This is a genomic window from Pseudarthrobacter enclensis (assembly GCF_030811655.1).
In the GTDB taxonomy this organism is placed as follows: domain Bacteria; phylum Actinomycetota; class Actinomycetes; order Actinomycetales; family Micrococcaceae; genus Arthrobacter; species Arthrobacter enclensis_A.
This window is the reverse complement of sequence record NZ_JAUSRE010000005.1, coordinates 156,080-176,740: the sequence shown is the minus strand read 5'-3', so window position 1 is coordinate 176,740 and position 20,661 is coordinate 156,080. Positions and strand designations below refer to the sequence as shown.

The 20,661-nt window shown below is 67.7% G+C and carries 18 protein-coding genes; 12 read left to right on the top strand and 6 right to left on the bottom strand.

Annotated features, from left to right (window positions below; translation table 11 throughout):
- Positions 1 to 24: 24 nt before the first annotated feature.
- The gene (locus tag J2X98_RS06825; protein WP_307305887.1) at positions 25 to 849 is read left to right on the top strand and encodes a DUF1206 domain-containing protein; all 825 of its coding nucleotides are present in this window, start codon (positions 25 to 27) and stop codon (positions 847 to 849) included.
- Here J2X98_RS06825 and J2X98_RS06820 read toward each other — a convergent pair.
- On the bottom strand, positions 846 to 1,619 hold the full coding sequence (locus J2X98_RS06820; RefSeq protein ID WP_307305884.1) for an MBL fold metallo-hydrolase: 774 nt from the start codon (positions 1,617 to 1,619) through the stop codon (positions 846 to 848). The genes J2X98_RS06825 and J2X98_RS06820 overlap by 4 nt on opposite strands.
- Positions 1,620 to 1,839: 220 nt before the next feature.
- On the opposite strand from J2X98_RS06820, the gene J2X98_RS06815 reads away from it, so the two are divergent.
- Positions 1,840 to 2,568: an SGNH/GDSL hydrolase family protein gene (locus tag J2X98_RS06815; protein WP_307305880.1), complete on the top strand. Its 729-nt coding sequence runs from the start codon at positions 1,840 to 1,842 to the stop codon at positions 2,566 to 2,568.
- Between the two features lie 48 nt (positions 2,569 to 2,616).
- Here J2X98_RS06815 and J2X98_RS06810 read toward each other — a convergent pair whose 3' ends face one another.
- Together J2X98_RS06810 and J2X98_RS06805 are read right to left on the bottom strand one after the other, a co-directional pair.
- Positions 2,617 to 3,336, bottom strand: coding sequence for an SCO1664 family protein (locus J2X98_RS06810; protein ID WP_307305877.1), 720 nt, complete (start codon positions 3,334 to 3,336; stop codon positions 2,617 to 2,619).
- A gap of 10 nt (positions 3,337 to 3,346) precedes the next feature.
- Positions 3,347 to 3,976, bottom strand: coding sequence for an MSMEG_4193 family putative phosphomutase (locus J2X98_RS06805; RefSeq protein ID WP_141941143.1), 630 nt, complete (start codon positions 3,974 to 3,976; stop codon positions 3,347 to 3,349).
- Between the two features lie 154 nt (positions 3,977 to 4,130).
- On the opposite strand from J2X98_RS06805, the gene J2X98_RS06800 reads away from it, so the two are divergent.
- From J2X98_RS06800 to J2X98_RS06765, 8 genes are all read left to right on the top strand, one after another.
- On the top strand, positions 4,131 to 5,519 hold the full coding sequence (locus tag J2X98_RS06800; protein ID WP_307305872.1) for a sigma 54-interacting transcriptional regulator: 1,389 nt from the start codon (positions 4,131 to 4,133) through the stop codon (positions 5,517 to 5,519).
- A gap of 14 nt (positions 5,520 to 5,533) precedes the next feature.
- Complete coding sequence (locus J2X98_RS06795) at positions 5,534 to 7,534, top strand: vWA domain-containing protein (protein WP_307305869.1); 2,001 nt, start codon at positions 5,534 to 5,536, stop codon at positions 7,532 to 7,534.
- Positions 7,535 to 7,670: 136 nt separating this feature from the next.
- Positions 7,671 to 9,527 (top strand): GTP cyclohydrolase II RibA, encoded by a 1,857-nt coding sequence (gene ribA / locus J2X98_RS06790; protein ID WP_307305866.1) that lies wholly within the window; start codon positions 7,671 to 7,673, stop codon positions 9,525 to 9,527.
- Positions 9,528 to 9,576: 49 nt separating this feature from the next.
- Positions 9,577 to 10,515: a 5'-3' exonuclease gene (locus J2X98_RS06785; protein ID WP_307305863.1), complete on the top strand. Its 939-nt coding sequence runs from the start codon at positions 9,577 to 9,579 to the stop codon at positions 10,513 to 10,515.
- Positions 10,516 to 10,740: 225 nt separating this feature from the next.
- A complete protein-coding gene (locus J2X98_RS06780) occupies positions 10,741 to 11,256 on the top strand; it encodes a flavin reductase family protein (RefSeq protein ID WP_307305861.1) in 516 nt (171 codons plus the stop codon).
- A 418-nt stretch (positions 11,257 to 11,674) separates the two neighbouring features.
- Positions 11,675 to 12,280 (top strand): hypothetical protein, encoded by a 606-nt coding sequence (locus J2X98_RS06775; protein WP_307305859.1) that lies wholly within the window; start codon positions 11,675 to 11,677, stop codon positions 12,278 to 12,280.
- Between the two features lie 42 nt (positions 12,281 to 12,322).
- The gene (hrpB, locus tag J2X98_RS06770; protein WP_307305856.1) at positions 12,323 to 14,947 is read left to right on the top strand and encodes an ATP-dependent helicase HrpB; all 2,625 of its coding nucleotides are present in this window, start codon (positions 12,323 to 12,325) and stop codon (positions 14,945 to 14,947) included.
- Between the two features lie 153 nt (positions 14,948 to 15,100).
- Positions 15,101 to 15,250, top strand: a complete 150-nt coding sequence (locus J2X98_RS06765) for a hypothetical protein (RefSeq protein WP_174237500.1) — start codon at positions 15,101 to 15,103, stop codon at positions 15,248 to 15,250.
- A gap of 18 nt (positions 15,251 to 15,268) precedes the next feature.
- Here the strand turns inward: J2X98_RS06765 and J2X98_RS06760 are convergent, their stop codons facing one another.
- A complete protein-coding gene (locus J2X98_RS06760) occupies positions 15,269 to 17,422 on the bottom strand; it encodes an amylo-alpha-1,6-glucosidase (RefSeq protein ID WP_307305849.1) in 2,154 nt (717 codons plus the stop codon).
- A gap of 127 nt (positions 17,423 to 17,549) precedes the next feature.
- On the bottom strand, positions 17,550 to 18,239 hold the full coding sequence (locus J2X98_RS06755; protein WP_307305846.1) for an alpha/beta hydrolase family protein: 690 nt from the start codon (positions 18,237 to 18,239) through the stop codon (positions 17,550 to 17,552).
- 68 nt (positions 18,240 to 18,307) lie between these two features.
- Here J2X98_RS06755 and ligD point away from each other — a divergent pair, with 68 nt between their 5' ends.
- On the top strand, positions 18,308 to 19,330 hold the full coding sequence (gene ligD, locus J2X98_RS06750; protein WP_307305843.1) for a non-homologous end-joining DNA ligase: 1,023 nt from the start codon (positions 18,308 to 18,310) through the stop codon (positions 19,328 to 19,330).
- Positions 19,331 to 19,423: 93 nt separating this feature from the next.
- Here the strand turns inward: ligD and J2X98_RS06745 are convergent, their stop codons facing one another.
- A complete protein-coding gene (locus tag J2X98_RS06745; protein ID WP_141941162.1) occupies positions 19,424 to 20,044 on the bottom strand; it encodes an L-threonylcarbamoyladenylate synthase in 621 nt (206 codons plus the stop codon).
- Between the two features lie 138 nt (positions 20,045 to 20,182).
- Here J2X98_RS06745 and J2X98_RS06740 point away from each other — a divergent pair, with 138 nt between their 5' ends.
- Positions 20,183 to 20,614 (top strand): VOC family protein, encoded by a 432-nt coding sequence (locus tag J2X98_RS06740; protein WP_307305839.1) that lies wholly within the window; start codon positions 20,183 to 20,185, stop codon positions 20,612 to 20,614.
- Positions 20,615 to 20,661 lie beyond the last annotated feature (47 nt).

Genomic DNA, 20,661 nt, shown 5'->3' with positions numbered 1-20,661 from the left:
ACTACATATTCGGAAGGGCCGGCCATGGGCAACGCGTCACAGGGAGCTAACAGGGCAGTATCCGAGGCCGCGTCGGCCAGCCGCAGCCCGGCGGTCCGCATGCTGGCGCGGGCCGGATTCGTCTTCATCGGCCTGGTCCACATCCTGATCGGCGCCATTGCCCTGCAGTTGGACCGGGGACAGGGCGGTGAAGCCGACCAGTCCGGGGCGATCGGCAGCCTGGCGTCCAAACCGGGCGGCGGGATCCTGCTGTGGGTTGGAGCCGTGGCGTGCACTGCGCTGGCGTTGTGGATGCTCAGTGAGGCCTTCTTCGGTGCCCGCACGGAGAGCGATTCCAAGAAGAAACTGAAGGAGGCCGCCACGGCGGTCGGGAAGGCCGTGGTCTTTGGGTTCCTGGCCTTCACGTTCGCCGTTTTTGCCGCCGGCGGCAGCAAGAACTCCAGCCAGTCGGCCAGCGATTTCACGGCAAAGTTGATGGGTTCCCCCGCCGGGGTGGTGCTTTTGGTCGTTGTGGGACTGGCAATCGTCGCGGCCGGCGTCTTCTACGCCTACCGCGGCGTCTCCCGGAAGTTCATGGAGGATTTGCAGGATCCAGGGAATGCCCGGACAACGGTTGAGTGGATCGGAACCGTCGGCTACGCGGCCAAGGGCGTGGTGCTCGCCGTCGTCGGCATCCTGATCATCGTGGCGGCCGCAACTGCCGACCCGTCCAAGTCCTCGGGCCTGGACGGCGGCCTGAAGACCCTGGGATCCCAGCCCTATGGCGTGTTCCTCCTGGCCGCCATTGCCGCCGGCCTCATTTGTTTCGGCGTCTACTCCATGGCCCGGGCGCGGTACGGAAAGTTCTAGCCTTCGCGGGTACCCACCGCGGCGAGGGCCTCTGCCAGGGGGACGTGCAGCGCAGGGCCGTGGCCGGGAAGGACAACCGCGGCGTCCACGCCGGCCAGCTCCCGCAGGCTGGCAAGAGCCTCTGCTGCATCCGTGTGGTACATCGCGTGAAGCATCTGCGGCCCGCAAGCCCGGCTGATGGGGTGGCCGCTGACGAAAGCATCGCCCACGGCGATGGCCCCTGCGTCCGGGAAGAGGATGGCGGCATTGCCCGGTGTATGGCCCGGAAGGGGAATGGCAACAGGACTGCCGGGCAGCGCCTGGAGCATGTCCTTGTCCCAGGCGATTGCCCCTGAAGCAGGCCTCGCCGCCAGCGCGCCCGCCCTGATGGCGTGCACCATCCAGCGGAAGACGCGGGGCCGCCATGCCCGCCTGAGGACCTGTCCCAGCGTGACCTGGTGTTTCTCCTTGCCCTGCACGTGGGCCAGTTCCGTGGGCGAGCACAGGACCGGGGTTCCAAAAGACTCGGAGAAGAAGGCAGCGGAGCCGGTATGGTCCACGTGGCCGTGCGTGACCAGCATGGCTCGGGCGTCCGCCGGGTCCAGGCCAAGGAAACGCAGCGACGCAAGCACATGGCAGCGGTCCTGGGGATATCCGCTGTCCACCAGGATGAATCCTGTTGAGTCGCGGACCACCAGCCAGTTCGACGCCGGCCCTTCAGCGAAGTAGATGCCTGACGCCTGCTCGGAGAGGCCGGTTGCCGGGTTCCATTGAGTGGGTTGCTGCTGCACGGGTCAAGCCTAGCCCGGAGCGGTCCCTACCCCGGACCGTGTCCAGAGGGGTACCTAACCCCCTAATGTTGCTGTGCAGTTGCTGTGCATCCTATTGATTCTGGTCACGTTCGCCCTACAGTATTCCCACCATTGCCTACGATGGGACACGGAGACAGGACAGATCGACGGCGGACAGCCCCGGCGGCTCCCGACGATTCCAGGCAGGAGGGCGGCACCAATGCACGACAGCAGCTTGCTGCAGGGCCACCCCGGCCGGGCCATAGCGGCGGCCGCGGCCGGTCTCCTCCTGGTGGTCACGTCCGGAAGCGCAGCCCGGACGGAGCCTCCGGCCACGGCCGCGCCGCCGGTCCGCGTTGTGGTGGTGGGGGACTCGCTGAGCACCGGACACGGCACGTCGCCCCAGCAGGCGTGGCCCGCACTGATGCGTACGGACCCGGACGTGGCGGGACTGGAAATCATCAACGCAGCCGAGGACGGAAGCGGCTACCTCAGCGTGGGTGACTACAACGGGACCTTCGGCACCCAGGTTGACGACTACGTCACCGCAGACACGGGCATCGTGGTGTTCTTCGGTTCCGAAAACGACCTGGGCTATGCGCCGTCCGACTTGGGCGACGCGGCCCTGGCAGCCATGGACCGCGCCGAAGCCCTGGCCCCGGAGGCGAAACTCATTGTGGTGGGGCCGCCGTCCTACACCGCAACTCCGGACCCGGGGCTGGTTGACATCAGCGACGAGCTCAAAGCTGCTGCCCGGCAGGCCGGAGCCGAGTTTGTGGACCCCATAGCGGAGGGTTGGATCAGCGGCGATTTCGAGGACCTCATCGGCCCGGACGGTGACCATCCAACTGTTGCCGGTCAGCATTACCTCCTGGAGCACATCGGTGCGCACCTTGAGCAAACGGCCCCCGCCGCGGCCGTTGCGCTGGGACACCCGGAGGCCCAGTAGCGGCAGTCCACCACAGGGTCCACCCGGCATGGGCCCAGGATCAGCTTCCTAGACCAGTGGCCATGGGTAGCGCATGCCGGTCCTGTCGACGGGAAGCACTCGTTCCTGCAGCAGGCGTTGGACCCGGCGCTGCAGGGCAACGGCCTCGGCGTGGTCCAGCAACTCCGCCAGCCCGGCGGGAATGTCCGCGGCGAGGGGCGCGATGTCTTCAAGCAGGGCCTCCGGTATGGGTTCGCCGGCGAAGTCCCAGATTACCGTGCGCAGTTTGAACGCCGCGGAGAAACAGAGGCCGTGGTCGATGCCCCAGATGCGGCCGTCGGCACCGCGCAGCACGTGCCCGCTTTTCCTGTCCGTATTGTTCGCCACGTAGTCGAACAGGGCAATCCGCGCCAGCTCCGCGTGTGTTTCGGGCGCGTCGGCGTAGAGGGTGAAGTAATGCTCCTCGTGCTCGCCCTCGATGAACCACTGCAGCGATCCCACCCCAAGGGGCGCATCCGTGCGCACCACCGTGGCCGGTACCAGACCCCATCCCAGTGCCTCGCTGAGGAGGTAGGCCGCGCGCTCCCGGCGGTACAGGCCGGCGTCGAAATCCGCCAGGGGCCGCTCCCCGGCCTCAGGCTTGTACACCGCCCAGGCGGAGTCGTCGGCACAGGAAAGCTCCACCAGGAACGTGGCGTTGCTGCCGCTCATGATCCGGCCCAGCAACTCCACGCGGCCCTCGTTAAGGAGCGTCAGCTCCCGAGCCGGCACCGTGCGCTCCGAAGCCATCTGTCCCGCTTCACGCGGGCCTCAGCCCGCTCAGCGGTTCCGACGTCGAATTCACCGTGAGCACGGCAGGCGCCTTCCCGTCTGCGTAGGAGATGGCGGAGACCGACGCCGGACTGATCATGATCCGCTGGAATAGGTCCAGGTGGGTGCCCAGCGCGTGGGCCACGGCCGCCTTGATAGGGTCGGCGTGGGAGAAGCAGACCACTACCCCGCCCGGGTGGGCGGCCCGGAGGGTCTCCAGGGTGCCGACGATCCGTGCCTGCATGCCGGAGAAGCCCTCGCCGTTGGGGAACCGGAAGACTGACGGGTTGTGCTGGACGGTCTGCCATTCCGGCAGGCCTGTGAGGCCGGCGAGCGCGGCCCCGGTCCAGTCGCCGAAGTCGCATTCCAGGAGGCCGGCTTCTTCGGCCACCGCTGTGCCGGTGCGGGCTGCCGTTGGTTCGGCTGTTTCCCGCGCCCGTTCCAGGGGCGATGAATAGATCGCCTCCACCGGCAGCCCGGACAGCCGGTCCGCAACCGCCTCCGCCTGGGCGCGTCCACGTTCGGAGAGATGCAGGCCCGGGGCGCGGCCGGGCAGGACTGTACCGGTGGTGGGCGTTTCGCCATGGCGCACCAGGAGGATCAATGTGCTCTGTGTCATCAGGTCTAAGCGTAGCCGCGAGGGGACCCCGTGCCGAGCTTGCGAGGCGCGGGGAGCGGCAAGCGGTAGCCGCGCGGGGAGCGGCAAGCGGTAGCCGCGCAGGAATCTGGAGGAATCTCTCGATTAGCCGCAGGCCGGGGGCTACCGTAGAGGAGTGACTGATCGCCCCGATATCTACACCGTTGGTGAACTGCGTGCGGCAGGCTATGTCCAGAAGGACCTTCGCCATGAGATCCGCGACAATCTCCTCGCCGCCCTGGCTTCCGGGCGGGACCCCTGGCCCGGCCTGTTCGGGTTCAGCAGGACCGTCATACCCCAGCTCGAACGGGCCCTGATTGCCGGCCATGACATTGTCCTGCTGGGGGAGCGGGGCCAGGGCAAGACCCGGCTGCTCCGTACCCTGGCCGGACTGCTGGATGAGTGGTCTCCGGTGATCGAGGATTCGGAACTGAATGAGCACCCATTCGATCCCATCACCGAGCAGTCCCGGGCCCGCGCCCTGACCGAGGGCGACCGGCTGCGGGTCGCGTGGCGGCACCGGTCCGAACGCTACGTAGAGAAGCTGGCCACGCCGGACACGTCGGTAGCCGACCTTGTTGGCGACGTTGACCCGATGCGCGTGGCCGAGGGACGCCGGCTCGGCGATCCTGAAACCATCCACTACGGCCTCATTCCACGTTCCAACCGCGGCATCATCGCCATCAACGAACTCCCGGACCTGGCCGAACGGATCCAGGTGGCCATGCTCAACGTCATGGAGGAGCGCGATATCCAGATCCGCGGCTACGTGCTGCGGCTGCCGCTGGACGTGCTGGTGGTTGCCTCCGCCAACCCGGAGGACTACACCAACAGGGGGCGGATCATCACGCCGCTGAAGGACCGGTTCGGGGCGGAGATCCGGACGCACTACCCGATCGAACTCGAGGACGAGGTCTCGGTGATCCGTCAGGAGGGCCAACTGGTGGCGGACGTCCCACCCTTCATCCTGGAGATCCTGGCCCGCTATACCCGGGCCCTGCGGCAGTCCCCGGCCATCAACCAGACGTCCGGCGTTTCCGCCCGCTTCGCCATTGCGGGCGCGGAAACGGTGGCTGCGGCTGCATTGCGGCGGGCAAGCCTCAGGGGCGAGGACCACGCAGTGGCCCGGATCATCGACCTGGAACCTGCCGTGGAAGTACTGACAGGCAAGATCGAGTTCGAATCCGGCGAGGAAGGGCGTGAACAGGGCATCCTGGACCACCTCCTCAGAACTGCCACCGCCGAGTCTGTAAGAGCCCACTTCCAGGGCCTGGATATGGGTCCGCTGGTGGCAGCACTTGACGGGCACCGCACCGTCACCACCGGCGAGCAGGTCACCGCAAAGGAGTTCCTCGGCAACCTTCCGTCGCTGAACGGCTCTGGCCTCTACGACGAAATCGGGCGGCGCCTGGGTGCGGAAAACGACGGACAGCGGGCCGCCGCCGTCGAACTCGCACTGGAAGGCCTGTACCTCGGCCGAAGGATCTCCAAGGAATCAGACGACGAGGAAACCATCTACGGCTAGGGACAGGACGCAGCATGGCCATCCACAAACGGTCCGCCAGATACGGCCGTTACACCGGCGGTCCGGACCCACTGGCCCCGCCGGTAGACCTCGGGGAGGCCCTGGACGCCGTCGCGGAAGATGTGATGGCAGGCTACCCGCCGCGGCACGCCCTCCAGGAATTCCTGCGGCGCGGCGGCCGAAACCGTGACGGGCTGGATGACCTTGCCCGGCGCGTGCAGCAGCGTCGGCGCGACCTGCTCAGCCGCCACCGGCTGGACGGCACCCTGGATGAGGTGAAGAAACTCCTGGACACGGCCGTGCTGGAGGAGCGGAAGCAGCTGGCCCGCGACGCCATGATGGACAATACCGACCGGGCCTTCCGGGAGATGCAGCTGCAGAACCTGCCGCCCTCCACGGCAGCGGCTGTTAACGAACTGGCCTCCTACGACTGGCAGTCAAGCACCGCCCGTGAAGCGTACGACAGGATCAAGGACCTGCTGGGGCGGGAGGTCCTCGAACAGCGGTTCGCCGGCATGAAGCAGGCGCTGGAAAGCGCCACCGACGAGGACCGGGAAGCCGTCAGCGCCATGCTCCGGGACCTCAATGAACTGCTGGGCAAGCACCGGCGCGGCGAGGACAGCGATGCCGACTTCCAGGATTTCATGGCCAAACACGGCCAGTTCTTCCCCGAGAACCCGCAGTCCGTGGAGGAACTGGTGGACGCCCTGGCCCAGCGCGCCGCCGCAGCCCAGCGGCTCCTGCAGTCCATGTCCCCCGAACAGCGCAATGAGCTGATGCAGCTGTCCGCCCAGGCATTCGGCTCACCCGAACTGATGGCCCAGCTCAGCGAACTTGATGCGGCCCTCCAGGCCCTGCGGCCGGGAGAGGACTGGACGGGTTCGGAACGCTTCGAAGGGCAGGAAGGCCTGGGACTCGGCGACGGGACCGGCGTGCTCCAGGACATTGCCGAACTCGACGAACTGTCCGACCAGCTCTCGCAGAACTACAACGGCTCCCGGCTCGACGACCTGGACCTGGATGCGCTGGCCCGCCAGCTCGGCGAGAAGGCCGCCGTGAGCGCGCGCACCCTGGCTGAGATCGAGCGGGCCATGCAGGACGGCGGCTACCTGCGGCGCGGCGCCGACGGCGATCTCAGGCTTTCCCCGCAGGCCATGCGGCGGCTGGGGAAGTCGCTGCTCCGTGACGCCGCCCGGCAATTGTCCGGGCGGCAGGGCAGCAGGGACACCAGGATGGCAGGCGCTGCCGGTGAACTGACGGGCTCCAGCCGCCAGTGGGAGTTCGGGGACGCGGAGCCCTGGGATGTCACCCGCACCATGACCAACGCCATCCAGCGCACGATGGCCGACGGCGGCGACCCGGCCCGAGGACTGCGCCTCGCCGTGGAGGACATCGAAGTCGCCGAAACGGAGGCCCGGACGCAGGCCGCGGTGGCGCTGCTGGTGGATGTGTCCTTCTCCATGGCTGCGGAGGGGCGCTGGGTGCCCATGAAGCGCACCGCCCTCGCGCTGCACCACCTGGTGTCCACCCGTTTCCGCGGCGACCGCCTGGAACTCATCACTTTTGGCCGTTATGCACAGTCCATGGACATCGGCGAACTTACTTCGCTGCCTGCGTTGCGCGAACAGGGGACAAACCTGCACCACGGTCTGCTGCTGGCCGGCCGCTTCTTCCGCCGCCACCCGTCAATGCAGCCGGTCCTGCTGGTTGTCACTGATGGCGAACCCACAGCGCATCTGCTCCCGGACGGGGACTCCTGGTTCAACTGGCCGCCGGATGCGGAAACCATACGCGCCACCGTCGGCGAATTAGACCGCCTTGGCCGCATGGGGGCGCAGACCACCTTCTTCCGGCTTGGCAATGACCCCGGCCTGGAGCGCTTCATCCAGCGGATGGCGCATCGCGTGGACGGCCGGGTGGTGGCACCCGAGGCAGGCGACCTGGGCGCCGCCGTGGTGGGGGAGTACCTCCGTGCCCACGTTCGCAGCGCCTACGCCGACGGCGACTGGCTCTGACCCGCGGCCCCCAACTGCCGGAGTACATCCCGCACGTGATTGCAGCAAGGGTCCAGCGTCCGGGTAATACTTGAAGCTTTAACTAATAAGGGCTAGGATTACTTTAATCTTCAAGTAACTCTGCAAGCGAGGACCCGTGACCGCCGTTATCCATTCAGTGCCGCTTCCGGCCGGTTTGCCCGCGGCAACAATCCGCACCCGGGTGAATATCCCCCTGCTCTTCCCGGACGGGTATGCCACTTCCGCTGATGTGATGACCTTCCATGGACTGTCCGATGGGCGGGAACACCTGCTGCTGGCCCTGGGCGGGTGGGAACAGGCGCTGCTGGAAGGAACCACGGCGCCGCTTGTCCGGCTGCACAGTGAGTGCATGACAGGCGATGTCTTCGGCAGCGGACGCTGCGACTGCGGCCCACAGTTGCGGGAAGCCGTGGAACGGATCGCGTCAGCCGGAGGCTTCCTTCTTTACCTCCGCCAGGAAGGCCGGGGAATCGGTCTCTATCCAAAGCTGGATGCCTACGCGCTGCAGGACCAGGGCCTGGACACGTACGACGCAAACGTGGCGCTGGGACACCGGGACGATGACCGCGACTACACGGCGGCAGCGCAGATGCTCCACGCCCTCGGTGCGGGCAGCATCCGGTTGCTGACCAACAATCCCGACAAGGCCGGACAGTTGGCGGCGCTGGGAATCGGCATCGAACAACAGATCCCCACCGGCGTCCACCTTTCAGCCGCCAACGCCCGGTACCTCGCCGCCAAGCGGGACCGTACCGGACATACGCTGGACCTCGGCCAGGCCGCCGTCGGGCACCCTGTGCAGTCCGCTGCCGGAAGCAATCCGGGCCACCATGGCCTGCTTGCCCGCGTGGAAGCCATGATCCCTGGCTTGCGGGCCAGGGCCGAGGAAACCGAGCGGCTGCGCCGCCTGCCGGAACTGACAGTGCAGGAACTGCAGGATGCAGGAGTGTTCCGGATCCTGCCGCCAGCGGCCGTGGGCGGATATGCGCTGGGTGCCCGGACGTACGGCGAAGCCGTCAGGGCCCTTGCCAGGGGGTGCGCATCCACCGCCTGGACCGCCGGCCATCTGGCCGAACACGCCTGGATGCTGGCGCGCTGGCCCCGCGACGTCCAGGACGAGGTGTTTGGCGCGGGAGGCATGCCGCTGGCGGCCGCCACAAGTGCGCCGGTGGGCTCGGCGACAAAGGTTGACGGCGGCTACTCCATTTCCGGCCACTGGAGTTTCGCGTCGGGTGTCATGCATTCCCGCTGGGCGCTGCTGGCCGTGCAGCATCGAGGGGTCCGGTTGCAGGCGCTCGTTCCCGTCGCGGACCTGGAACTCCTGGATGCCTGGCATACCGATGGCTTGAGGGGGACGGGCAGCAACGACCTCCGGGCGGACGGACTCTTCGTGCCCGGGTACCGCGTCCTTGACTGGGCCGAGCTCAGTGGGCCCGGCAACCCCGGAAGCCTGTTCCACAACGACCCGCTGATCCACTCGCCCATGGCCACCCTGCTGAACCTCGTTGCCCCGGCCGTCGCGCTGGGTTCGGCAGAATACGCACTTGAATTGTTCCGCACCCAGTTGCTGGCGCCGAGGGACAGGAACGGCGTGCAGACCCGGCAAGGCGAGTCGGCCCTGGCCCAGGCCCGCTACGCGCGGGCGTCAGGCGCGGTGACCACCGCCCAGCTGCACTGGCAGGCCGCGCTGGCCATCGTGTCCCCGGACGAAGACCCGGTGGCCGGACTGCCTGACCGGCAGCGCGCCTCGCTTCGCCTCTCGCTCGCTCTCAGCGCGGAGTCGGCGCAGGAAGCGGTCCGCCTGGCGGTTGCCGGCTCCGGCGGCAGCGTCCACCGGCTGGCCAATCCGCTGCAACGCATCCAGCGGGACGTCAGCGTCCTTCTGAGCCACCCCACCCTGGGCATCGACCCTATCCTGGAACAGGCCGGCCGGGGCCTGCTGGACCTCGGCTTCACGGTCCGGTCCTTCTAGGACGAACCGGCTTGTGCCGCGACGGCCGGATCCGTGTCAGGATCAAGGTATGCCCCAGCGCCTGATGCTGCTCGACACCGCGTCCCTGTACTTCCGCGCCTTCTACGGACTCCCGGACACCATCCGGCGCCCCGACGGAACGCCGGTCAACGCCGTCCGCGGGCTGCTGGACATGATCGCCCGGCTGAGCCTGGATTACAACCCCACGCACCTCGTGGCTTGCTGGGACGATGACTGGCGGCCGCAATGGCGGGTGGACCTCGTCCCCACGTACAAAGCCCATAGGGTGGCCGAGGCGGTTGCGGGCGGAACCGACGTCGAAATGGTGCCCGAAGGCCTCGAAGCGCAGCTGCCCATGATCCGCCGGGTGCTCGACCTGGCCGGCATCGCCATAGTGGGCGCAGCCGAACACGAGGCCGACGACGTCGTGGGCACCTATGCGAGCCAGGCCCGGTTCCCCGTGGATGTCGTCACAGGCGACCGCGACCTCTTCCAGGTGTGTGATGACGAACGCGCCGTCCGGGTGATCTACACGGCCCGGGGCATGAAGAACCTGGAGGTCATGACGGAAGAGACGGTGGTGGCCAAGTACAAGGTCCTTCCGCAGCAATACGCCGACTACGCCACCCTGCGGGGGGACGCCTCCGACGGACTGCCCGGCGTGGCCGGGATCGGCGAGAAGACGGCGGCGTCCCTGCTGCTGAAGTTCGGGACCCTTGAAAACCTGCTGGCCGCCGCGGACCAGTCCGGCCCCGGTGTCTCGGCACCCGTCCGGGCCAAACTGTCAGCCGCTGCCGGGTACCTGGCAGCAGCCCCCGCCGTCGTCCGCCTTGTGCGCACCCTGGAGCTGCCTACCCTTGACGAGGCAGGCGCCCTGCTGCAGCCCGTCACCGGTGGCCGGCGCGCGGAGCTGGAAACGCTGGCCAACGACTGGAACCTGGGCGGATCGGTGCGCCGGCTGCTTGCTGCCCTGGACCACAAGGGGTAGAGGCACGCCGCCGCAGCGGGGGGCAAGGGGGGCCGGGAGGGGCCGACAAGCCACGGTGCTGCGTCACGCAACGTCACGCGCAGCGCGCCGGTGACCGGAGCCGATGACGCCGGATGTACGGCCGTGACGGTTCGTTGCGGTGCGCGTCCGCGGGTTTCGGCAGGCTTGAACCGGCCTTTTTCCTGATGGTTTGGTGGGGTGACGATCCACACGAGAGGCCATTCCATGACAGTCACATCAGATCTTGCACACCGTCGGCTCCGGGATATTTTCGGAACCTTCGCCAGCGGCCTGACCGTGATCACCAGCTCCACGCCGGACGGGCCGGCCGGTTTTACGTGCCAGTCCTTCGCATCCCTGTCCCTGGACCCGGCGCTGGTGACTTTCAGCCCGGCACGCAGCTCCACCACCTGGCCGGCGCTGCGCAAAGCCGGCTCGTTCACCGTCAACATTCTTCCGTCCGAACACCGGCACCTTGCGGGGCAGTTCGCCCGGTCCGGGTCAGACAAATTCGCCGGCGTCAGCCACACGTCGTCGCCGCTGGGAAACCCCGTGCTGGACGACGCGCTCGCCTGGCTCGACTGCGAACTGCATGCCGAGTACGACGGGGGCGACCACACTATCGTCGTGGCCGCAGTGCGGCATCTCGACGCTCGGCACGACGGCCAACCCCTTTTGTTCTTCAGGGGCCGCTATGCCGCGCTGACCCCGGCGGTACTCCTGCTTGAAGCCGCCGGCTGAGGTCCACGCCGGGAGCGCGGCGCCCGGCTCCCGGACGCACTGGCCCTTGCTTCCGGCCCATCCGGTAGTAAGCTTACTGAGCATTGGTAGTAAGCTTACTGATTAAATGGGATGGGAGCAGGAGCCATGAGCGCAATTTTCGGTACGGCCCTGTCACTGATGCTGACGGTTGGTGGCGCGGCAGTGGCCGCAGAGGGTGGCCCCGGAGCCGCGCGGCACTACTTGGCGGGGCATGTACTTCTTGGGGTTGGCATCGGCTTATTGATCGCCACCGCTCTGCGCGTCGCCCTCCGGTTGGTTCTGGCTAGGCCGGCTTCCCGGGTACGGTGCCTCCCCGCGCAGCCCGTTGCGGGTGAATCTGCAGCCGTAACTGTGCTGCCCGTTCGATCCGCGCAGGCCGTCGCATTGCGGGGCAGGCATGCTGCTTGAGGCGGAACCGGCGCAGAGGGCTGTGGTGACGGCCCCCGCAGCCGGAAGAGTTCCCGTATCCCGGCGCCGCGGTACCCGCGCCCTGATGCTGCTGTTCTGCGTCCTTGTTGCCGCCGGGGCGGTGGCCGGTGCGTCCGGTATCCGGTCCACGGACACCGACGGCAACGTCCTCCGGGGTTTCCAGATCCGCGTGCTGAGTATCAGCCAGGCAGCGGCGGAGAACAGGATGGACGGGGCGCTGGCAGCCCTGCAGGCACTCGAAAAAGACCTGGGCGACGCTGCAGCCGCCGGCCGGCTCTCCGCCGCGCGTTACCGCGGCATCGAGACTGCGCTCTCCGCCGTCAGGGCAGACCTCACCAGGCAGGTTGCTGCCGCGGCTCCGGCGGCGCCTCCGGCCGCGGAAGTCCAGGCCGGCACTCCGCCCACGGCACTGGCCGACACCGCCACCCAAAATAACCCTGCTCCCGCGCCTGTGGAACCCGTGGTTCCAGGCGCCGTTCCGCCACCTGCTCTCGATGTGCAGGCACCGGGTCCGCAGGGCCAGGACACGGCCAAGGAAGCCAAGGGCAAGGGCAAGGGCCCAGGCAAGCCCTGATGGGATCGGAGGGCAGCCTCCCCGTCAGGGCAGAATGGACTGATGATCCCTCCTGGCGGCGAGCCCGCCTTCGCTGCCTTCGACCTCGTGGCCATCGGTGCGGGGCTTGCCTTCGAAGGTTCCCTTCCCGCCCTGCAGGAGGCGCTTGGTAATGGAGCGTCCCCGGGAGCCGCCGTTGTGCAGGCACCGCCGGGAACAGGCAAGACCACCCTCGTCCCGCCGCTGCTGGCAAACATGTATGGCGCCTACGGCCGCGTCGTCGTCACCCAACCCCGGCGCGTTGCCGCACGGGCGGCCGCCCGCCGTCTTTCAGCCCTCGACGCCGGCCCTGGGGACGGCCGTGTGGGCTACACCGTTCGCGGGGAGCGCCGCGCAGGCCCGGAAACCCTCGTCGAGTTCGTCACCCCGGGCATCCTGTTGCGCCGCCTGCTGGCCGACCCGGGGCTCGACGGGACCGCCGCCGTCGTCCTCGATGAGGTGCACGAACGCGGGCTGGAAACGGACCTCCTGGTCGGCATGCTGGCGGAGGTCCGCGCGCTGCGCGGTGACCTGGCCGTCGTCGCCATGTCCGCAACCCTGGACGCCCCCAGGTTCGCCGCCTTGCTGGGCGATCCCGACGGCGGCGCGCCGGCCCCCGTCGTCGACTGTCCCTCTGCGAACCACCCGCTGGAGGTGGAATGGCTCCCGGCTCCCGCAGCCCGCCTGGATATCAGGGGAGTGAGCCGTTCGTTCCTGGACCATGTCGCCGCCGCGGCTGCCAACGCCTACGCCCTTGCCGCGGATACAGGCAGCCCCGTGGACGCGCTTGTCTTCCTGCCGGGTGCCCGGGAAGTCTCCCACGTCGCCGCAGCGCTGCGGGGCCGGGTGGGCAGACAGGTTGACGTGCTGGAGCTCCACGGCCAGGTGGGCGCAGCGGAGCAGGACAGGGCCGTGTCTGGCCGCCGGCCCGGGGACCGGCCGCGGATCATCGTCTCCACGGATCTTGCCGAATCCTCCCTGACCGTGCCCGGGGTCCGGCTGGTCATCGATTCGGGCCTGTCGCGGGAGCCGCGGCGGGACTCAGGCCGGGGGATGGGCGGGCTGGTCACCGTCTCCTGCTCCCGGGCCTCCGCCGGCCAAAGAGCCGGCCGCGCCGCCCGCCAGGGCCCGGGTAAGGTGGTGCGCTGCTATTCACAGCAGGCTTACGGCGCGGCCCCGGCCCATGTGACGCCCGAGATCAACGTGGCGGACCTGACCGGCGCCGCCCTCATTCTCGCCTGCTGGGGCGCACCGCGCGGCAACGGCCTTGCCCTGCCGGACGCTCCTCCGCCGCCTGCCATGGATGACGCAATGGAGGTGCTGCGGGAACTGGGTGCCGTGTCCGACGGCGGCCAGGTGACGGCGGAGGGAAGGGTCCTTGCCGGAATACCCGCTGACCTGCGCCTGGCCCGGGCATTACTCGGCGGCGGTGCCGCCGCCACGGGTGATCAACTGGCCGCCGGTGTGGTGGCTGCCCTTTCCGGCGACCACCGCGCGCCGGGAGCAGACCTGCCCCGCCTGCTGTCACAGCTCAGGGCGGACGCTGGCCCGGCGGGAAGGCGCTGGGCGGAGGAGTCAAAGCGGCTGGCCTCCCTGGCGCGGCGGCAAAAGGCCGGCGACCCGGATCCGGCCTCCAGTGCCGCGAATAATGACGAAGCTGTCGGGGCCGTCGTCGCCCTCGCCTTTCCCGACCGCGTGGCCCGCCTCGTGCCCGGCAGCGGGGAAGCCGGACAATACCTGCTGACATCCGGCACCAGGGCAGGCCTCCCGGCGGGCAGCACGCTGACGGGCCATGAATGGCTGGCCGTTGCCGAAGTGTCCCGCACGGAAGGCCGGGACGCGGCAGGCACTGGGGCGGTGATCCGCGTCGCCGCGCCGCTGTCGGCAGCGACCGCCGAAAGGGCGGCCTCGCATCTGCTCTCCGACACCGTGGAGGCAGGCTTCAGCGGGGGCCGGGTAAGCGCCCGGCGGACCAGGCGGCTGGGTGCCATAGTGCTGTCCACGACGCCCGTCCGTCCCACTGCCGAACAAGGAAGGAAAGCGGTGGCGCACGCGCTGCGGTCCGAAGGGCTGTCCATACTGTCATGGTCGACGGCGGCGGCCTCCTTCCGGCGCCGCCTTGCCTTCCTCCACCGCGAGCTGGGTGCGCCCTGGCCCGAGGTTTCTGACAGCGCGCTGCTGTCCCGGCTGGAAGAGTGGCTGGAACCTGAGCTGGAAGAGCTCGCCGGCGGCAAACCGGTCAGCTCGATTGACCTGGCGCGGCCCATGCGCCGGCTGCTGCCCTGGCCCGAAGCGGCCCGGCTGGACGAGCTCGTCCCTGAAATGCTTAAGGTGCCCAGCGGTTCAAGCGTCCGGATCGACTACCCGGACCTGGATGACGACGGTGCCGCGCCCGTGGCGGCGGTGAAACTGCAGGAGTGCTTCGGGCTGGCCGAGTCCCCGAGGCTGGTGGATGGCCGGGTCCCGGTCCTGTTCCACCTGCTTTCCCCGGCCCGGCTTCCACTCGCCGTGACGGATGACCTGACCTCGTTCTGGTCCGGCCCGTACGGCCAGGTACGGGCGGAAATGCGGGGCCGGTACCCCAGGCACCCCTGGCCGGAGGACCCCTGGTCGGCTCCGGCAACAGCACGCACCAAGCAACGCAAATAGCCGTATTCCGGCGGTCCTGTCAGGTGTTGGGCCGGCACGTGAGTAAACCGATACACGGCCGAAACCTCACGTGCCCCTGATGAAACATGTGCTGGATAGGCTCCTTCCCACGTGGACGGTGTTGTCCACCCCGCACCTCAGGAAGGACTGAACATGTTTCTCGTAAATACCCTGAACCTGCTGCTGGACGGCCGCCGTGACGAGGACAGGCGCGCCCGGGAAGACGATTCCCCGGAGGCTTTCCCGGCCGGCCGCCTCACCTCGGCCGCCTGGGAAGGTTGGTGGCACGAAGAGGCAGCGTAGCGGCCGGTAGTCCTGGTGTTACCCCAGCAGTCCCGTTTCCGCCATGAGCTCGGTCAGCCATGGCCGATGTTCGCGATGGAATGTGATGCCCTCGGGAAGCCCCTGCACAGAGGCCTCCGAGCCAACAACATCGATCCTCATCCGGCTTCCGGCAATCGGTGCGTTGGTCAGGTGCAGGTCCCCATAAGACTCGGGCAGTACGGGGTCCATCCAAAAACCGCCGCGGGACACGTGCGCGTCGTAACGCATCAGGCTGGTGATCAGCATGATAGGTGTGGCCGCCGCCCAGGCCTGCGGAGAACAGGCCGTGGGATAGGGCACGGGCTCACTGACCTGTTCCCGGCTGAAGCCGCAAAAAAGCTCAGGTAGCCGGCCGTTGGAAAAATCGGCAGCCTCCAGCAGGGCGGTGGAAATTCGTTGTGCCTCTTCCACGAATCCGTAGCGGAGCAACCCTGCCGCGATGATGGCGTTATCGTGGGGCCACACGGAACCATTATGGTAGCTCGCCGGGTTGTAGGCACCCATGTCGGTACCCAGGGTCCGGACACCCCAGCCGCTGAACATTTCGGGCGACATCAGCCGCTCCACCACTGCGGGCACCTTGTCGTCATCAACGATGCCGTGCCACAGGCATTGACCCATATTGGAAGCGCAGGCATCCACCTGTCTTTTGTCGCGGTCCAGGGCAACAGCGAAGTAGCCGCGCTCTGGCAGCCAAAATTCCTCATTGAACTTCTTCTTCAACCGCGCGGCCTCGCTGGTGAGCTTCGCCGCCAGCGGCGCGTCTCCAGCGTCATAAGCCATCCATGCCCGGGACAGCAGCGCGCTGTAGACCAAGGCCTGGACCTCACAGAGCGCGATGGGAGGGTTGGCCACCCTGCCGTCGGCGAAGTTGATGCCGTCCCAGGAGTCCTTCCAGCCCTGGTTGATCAGGCCTTGGTCGTTAAGGCGGGAATATTCGACAAACCCGTCGCTGTCCTTGTCCCCGAACTCCCGGACCCAGTCGAGGGCCCGGTCTGCATGGGGGAGAAGGGCGGCAATGGTGTCCCTGGCGAAACCCCAGCGGCTTACCGAGCCAAGGGCCATGACGAATTGCGGAGTGGCATCGACGCTTCCGTAATAGACCGACTTTCCGCCCAGGGCGAGGCCGCTGGAGACCCCCAGCCGCACTTCGTGCAGGATCTTACCCGGTTCTTCCTCGCTCATGGGATCCACTACTTTGCCTTGCCGGTCGGCCAAAGTCTGCAGTGTGCCCAACGCCAGGGAAGGGTCCACGGGCAGCGCCATTTCGGACGCCCAGAGCGAGTCACGGCCGAACAGCGTCATGAACCAGGGCGCGCCTGCCGCCACCACGATCCGCTCAGGATGGGCGGGGTCCTGGATCCGGAGTGCGCCGAGATCGTCGTAACTTCGCCGCAGCGTCCTTTCGATGGACCGGTTACCCATGTGGAGCTTGGGGATCTTGTCCACCCATTCCCTCCGCCGGCGGTCGCTGGGGGACATGTCAGGTGCCGTGGGATGCCGGTGCGACGACGCCGGGACCGGTTCACCGCCGCTGACCGGGACCACGCTGAGCTGCCTGCTCCAGTGCCCGTGCGGCGGCACCACTGCCTCGTAGGTCAGGACGTCGGGGGTGGAGACGGCGCCCTCTCCGTGCACGAAGACCCGTTTGAGGACGTCGTGCCATACCGCGCTGATGGTCAGGGAGTCACCCTCATGGCTGCGGGATTCCTCCCACGTCCTTTGTTTGCGCGCATCTTTCACTTCGAACAGGTCGGCGAAGTCGGATTCGGCCCTGACCGAGACGGTGCATTCGGCGGGCTCGGACGAATAATTCCGGATGGTGATCCGTTCCGAGACCCCGGCCGCGACCTCGCGCAGGCGTTCCACAACCAGTGGACTGTCCGCATATCCGTCCGAGCGGGGTACCCGGCCGATGAACAAGGCGCGGTAGGGCTCCTTCACGTCGGCCGCCAGCGGCTCCAGCGGCTTGCCGTTCACCTTCAGGTCCCAGCGGGAAAGGATGCGCGTATCTTCATGGAAGACGCCGTGCGGATGCTCGGGGTGAATGTCCCCGTTGGGGAGCGAGATGCAGAAACAGGACCCTTCCACGAGGGTGATGTTTCCGGCTCCGACCGGTCCGGCAGCAGTGTCAGCATTCCAACCAGCCATCGCCGGTCCTCCATCGATAGATGTTGCCGGGGCCGACGGGTCAGGACAGAGGGAGGCGCCGCCGCAACCCCACACATCAGACGCTACGCCTATGGCCCCCATCGTGTAAGGGGCTGCCCTTCAACCGTCAGGCCGCCTGTCCTTCGCGGGCCGCGATGAAGCCGGCCACGGGGGCGGCGAGCGACGCGCCCACCTCGTCGGGCGCCCGTTTCTTTCCCGCCACCGCGAAGGAATGGTCGCCGCCCTCCACCCCCTGCAGTACGGCGTTGGGGCCTATGCGGGATACAACGTCAGCCAGGATGCGGGGCGTGGCAAAGGGGTCGCGGGTGCCCTGCAGGAACAGCATGGGCGTGGTCAGTCCGTAGAGGTGTTCGTCGCGGAGCTTTTCGGGCTTGCCGGGAGCATGCAACGGGTAGCCGAGGTACACCAGGCCCGCAGCGGCCATGCCGTCGGCGACGGCCATGGAGGCCATCCGTCCGCCGAACGACTTGCCTGCAGCCCAGACCGGCCCGCGGTCGCCGTTGGCGTCGGCCTGTGCTTGGGCGGCGCCCATCGCTGCGCGCCACACGGCGATGGCAGCCGGGGGACGGTCGGGTAACTTGCGCCCTGCCTCCATGTACGGGAAATTGAAGCGCAGCGTGGCCAGGCCCAGGCCATTCAGGGCATCACAAAACCCGCGGAGGAAGGGATGCTCCATGCCGGCGCCGGCGCCGTGCGCCAGCACCACGGTGGCGGTGGGGGCCCCGGGGCGCGCATAGACGGCGGAAAAGGTGGCGTCACCGGCGGCGAGGGTGAGCTGCTGATCGGATGCGGGCATGGCTCCATCATGCCGGAGGGCAGCCGGATGTGCCGGTCCGCGCCGGTGACGGGGTGTACGTTGTCCCCATGGCGAGTGAACAGACCACCATTACCGTCCCGGGTCCCAACGGCGGGCGTGAGATGCGCATTTCCAGTCCCAGCCGCGTCCTGTGGCCTGACCTGGGGCTGACCAAGCTCGACCTCGCACAGTACATCTGCGACGTGGGGGAGGCCTTCATCGCCGCCAACGGCGACCGGCCCGTCTCACTGCAGCGGTACCCGGACAACATCGAAGGCGGGATGTTCTTCTCCAAGAACCCGCCGAAAGGCACGCCGGACTTCGTCAGGTCCGTCAAGGTGGTGTACCCCAGTGCACGGTCCCATCCCCAGCTGGTGCTCGACGAACCTGCTGCCGCCGTCTGGGCAGTACAAATGAACACCGTCGTCTTCCACCCCTGGCCCTCCCGGGCCGAAAACACGGACAACCCCGACCAGCTGCGGATCGACCTGGACCCGCAACCCGGCACGGACTTCGACGACGCCGTCCCCGCGGCCCTGGTGCTCAAGGACGTCCTGGCCGAGGCGGGACTGGAGGCGTTCATCAAGACGTCCGGGAACCGGGGACTGCATGTCTACGCCCCCATCGAAGCCACCCGCGAGTTCCTGGACGTCCGGCACGCGGTGATCGCGGCGGCAAGGGAGGTGGAGCGCCGGATTCCAGACCAGGTGACCACGGCGTGGTGGAAGGAAGAACGCGGCCGGCGTGTGTTCCTGGACTTCAACCAGGCCAACCGCGACCGCACCATCGCCGGTGCCTACAGCCCGCGTGCCCTTCCGTACGCCCCGGTGTCATGCCCCCTTACGTGGGACGAGCTGGAGCAGGCGGATCCGAAGAACTTCACCATCGTCACGGTGCCCGACCGCTTGAAGACCGTAGGCGACCCCTGGGCTGACTTCGGCGCCACCCCCGGAACCATCGACGTCCTGCTCGAATGGTGGGACCGCGACTGCAAGGACGGGCTGGTGGAGATGCCCTTCCCACCGGACTATCCAAAGATGCCTGGCGAACCGCCGAGGGTCCAGCCGAGCCGGGCGAAGAAGCAGGACTGAACCCGCCCCCCGTCCTGGGGCACCTTGGGCAGGGAGCCGCCGCCCGCCGTCGGACATTACGACGGCGGCACCCGCCAAAGTGCCCCGCGACGGCTACTCGAAGCGGGACGGGTCGCCCATGCCCCGCCGGACGATCTCGGCAACCCCGCTGGAAAAATCGACCACAGTGGTGGGCTCGGCGCCGCAGTCACCGGCATCGATCACGGCGTCCACCTGGTGGTCCAGCCGCTCCTTGATTTCCCAGCCCACGGTCAGTGGTTCCTCTTCGTCCGGCAGCAGCAGCGTGCTGGACAGCAGCGGCTCTCCCAGTTCGGCCAGCAGCGCCTGGACCACGCGGTTGTCCGGGATGCGTACCCCCACGGTCTTCTTCTTGGGATGCAGCAGGCGCTTGGGCACTTCCTTCGTGGCAGGGAGGATGAAGGTGTAGCTTCCGGGCGTGACGGCTTTAATGCTGCGGAAGACGTCATTGCCGATGTTCACGAACTGTCCCAGCTGCGCGAAGTCACGGCAGACCAGGGTGAAGTGGTGCTTATCGTCCAGGTGCCGGATGCTCCTGATGCGGTCCAGGGCCTCCCGGTTGCCCATCTGCGCTCCCAGGGCGTAGCAGGAGTCCGTGGGGTAGGCGATCAGGCCGCCGTCGCGGATGATTTTTACTGCCTGCGCGATGGCGCGGGGCTGCGGGTCGTGGGGATGAACGTCAAAGAATCGGGCCATGACCCGAGCCTACGTTCCAGCGGTCCGTACCGCACCCACGGAACGGGGCCAACACGGGAAGCGTGACCTACCGGGCCGCAGTGCGATGCGGCAGGATGTTGTCTGCCCGGTTCCGCTTCTGTCAGAGGAGATCCTTCCATGCCAATGATCCTCAATCCTTACCTCAGCTTCCGCGACAATGCCCGCGAGGCACTGAACTTTTACCAGTCCGTCTTCGGCGGTCAACTGACGCTCAGCACTTTTGCCGACTTCCAGGCCAGCGAGGACCCTGCCGAAGCGGAGAAGATCATGCACGGCATGCTGACCACCACGCAGGGCATGGTGCTCATGGGAGCCGACACACCGAACATCATGGAGTACCAGCCGGGTTCGGCCATCTCCATCTCCCTCAGCGGCGACGACGAAGTGGAGCTTCGCGGGTACTACCAGAAGCTGAGCGGCGACGGGGGAGCAGTGACTGTTCCGATGGAAAAGGCGCCGTGGGGTGACGTTTTCGGCATGTGCACGGACCGGTTTGGCGTTTCCTGGCTGGTCAACGTGAACACACAGCAGGCCACCCCCACCTCCTGACACAAGGCTCCCTTGAGGCCGGACCTCCGGACTGCGACGATTAATGC

What these genes read in the sequence shown, in the direction of transcription:
- J2X98_RS06825 (WP_307305887.1), top strand. Translation starts at nt 25, where the DNA reads ATGGGCAACGCGTCACAGGGAGCTAACAGGGCAGTATCCGAGGCCGCG.
- J2X98_RS06815 (WP_307305880.1), top strand. Translation starts at nt 1,840, where the DNA reads ATGCACGACAGCAGCTTGCTGCAGGGCCACCCCGGCCGGGCCATAGCG.
- J2X98_RS06810 (WP_307305877.1), bottom strand. Translation starts at nt 3,336, where the DNA reads ATGGCTTCGGAGCGCACGGTGCCGGCTCGGGAGCTGACGCTCCTTAAC.
- J2X98_RS06805 (WP_141941143.1), bottom strand. Translation starts at nt 3,976, where the DNA reads ATGACACAGAGCACATTGATCCTCCTGGTGCGCCATGGCGAAACGCCC.
- J2X98_RS06795 (WP_307305869.1), top strand. Translation starts at nt 5,534, where the DNA reads ATGGCCATCCACAAACGGTCCGCCAGATACGGCCGTTACACCGGCGGT.
- J2X98_RS06785 (WP_307305863.1), top strand. Translation starts at nt 9,577, where the DNA reads ATGCCCCAGCGCCTGATGCTGCTCGACACCGCGTCCCTGTACTTCCGC.
- J2X98_RS06780 (WP_307305861.1), top strand. Translation starts at nt 10,741, where the DNA reads ATGACAGTCACATCAGATCTTGCACACCGTCGGCTCCGGGATATTTTC.
- J2X98_RS06775 (WP_307305859.1), top strand. Translation starts at nt 11,675, where the DNA reads ATGCTGCTTGAGGCGGAACCGGCGCAGAGGGCTGTGGTGACGGCCCCC.
- hrpB (WP_307305856.1), top strand. Translation starts at nt 12,323, where the DNA reads ATGATCCCTCCTGGCGGCGAGCCCGCCTTCGCTGCCTTCGACCTCGTG.
- J2X98_RS06765 (WP_174237500.1), top strand. Translation starts at nt 15,101, where the DNA reads ATGTTTCTCGTAAATACCCTGAACCTGCTGCTGGACGGCCGCCGTGAC.
- J2X98_RS06760 (WP_307305849.1), bottom strand. Translation starts at nt 17,422, where the DNA reads ATGGCTGGTTGGAATGCTGACACTGCTGCCGGACCGGTCGGAGCCGGA.
- J2X98_RS06755 (WP_307305846.1), bottom strand. Translation starts at nt 18,239, where the DNA reads ATGCCCGCATCCGATCAGCAGCTCACCCTCGCCGCCGGTGACGCCACC.
- ligD (WP_307305843.1), top strand. Translation starts at nt 18,308, where the DNA reads ATGGCGAGTGAACAGACCACCATTACCGTCCCGGGTCCCAACGGCGGG.
- J2X98_RS06745 (WP_141941162.1), bottom strand. Translation starts at nt 20,044, where the DNA reads ATGGCCCGATTCTTTGACGTTCATCCCCACGACCCGCAGCCCCGCGCC.
- J2X98_RS06740 (WP_307305839.1), top strand. Translation starts at nt 20,183, where the DNA reads ATGCCAATGATCCTCAATCCTTACCTCAGCTTCCGCGACAATGCCCGC.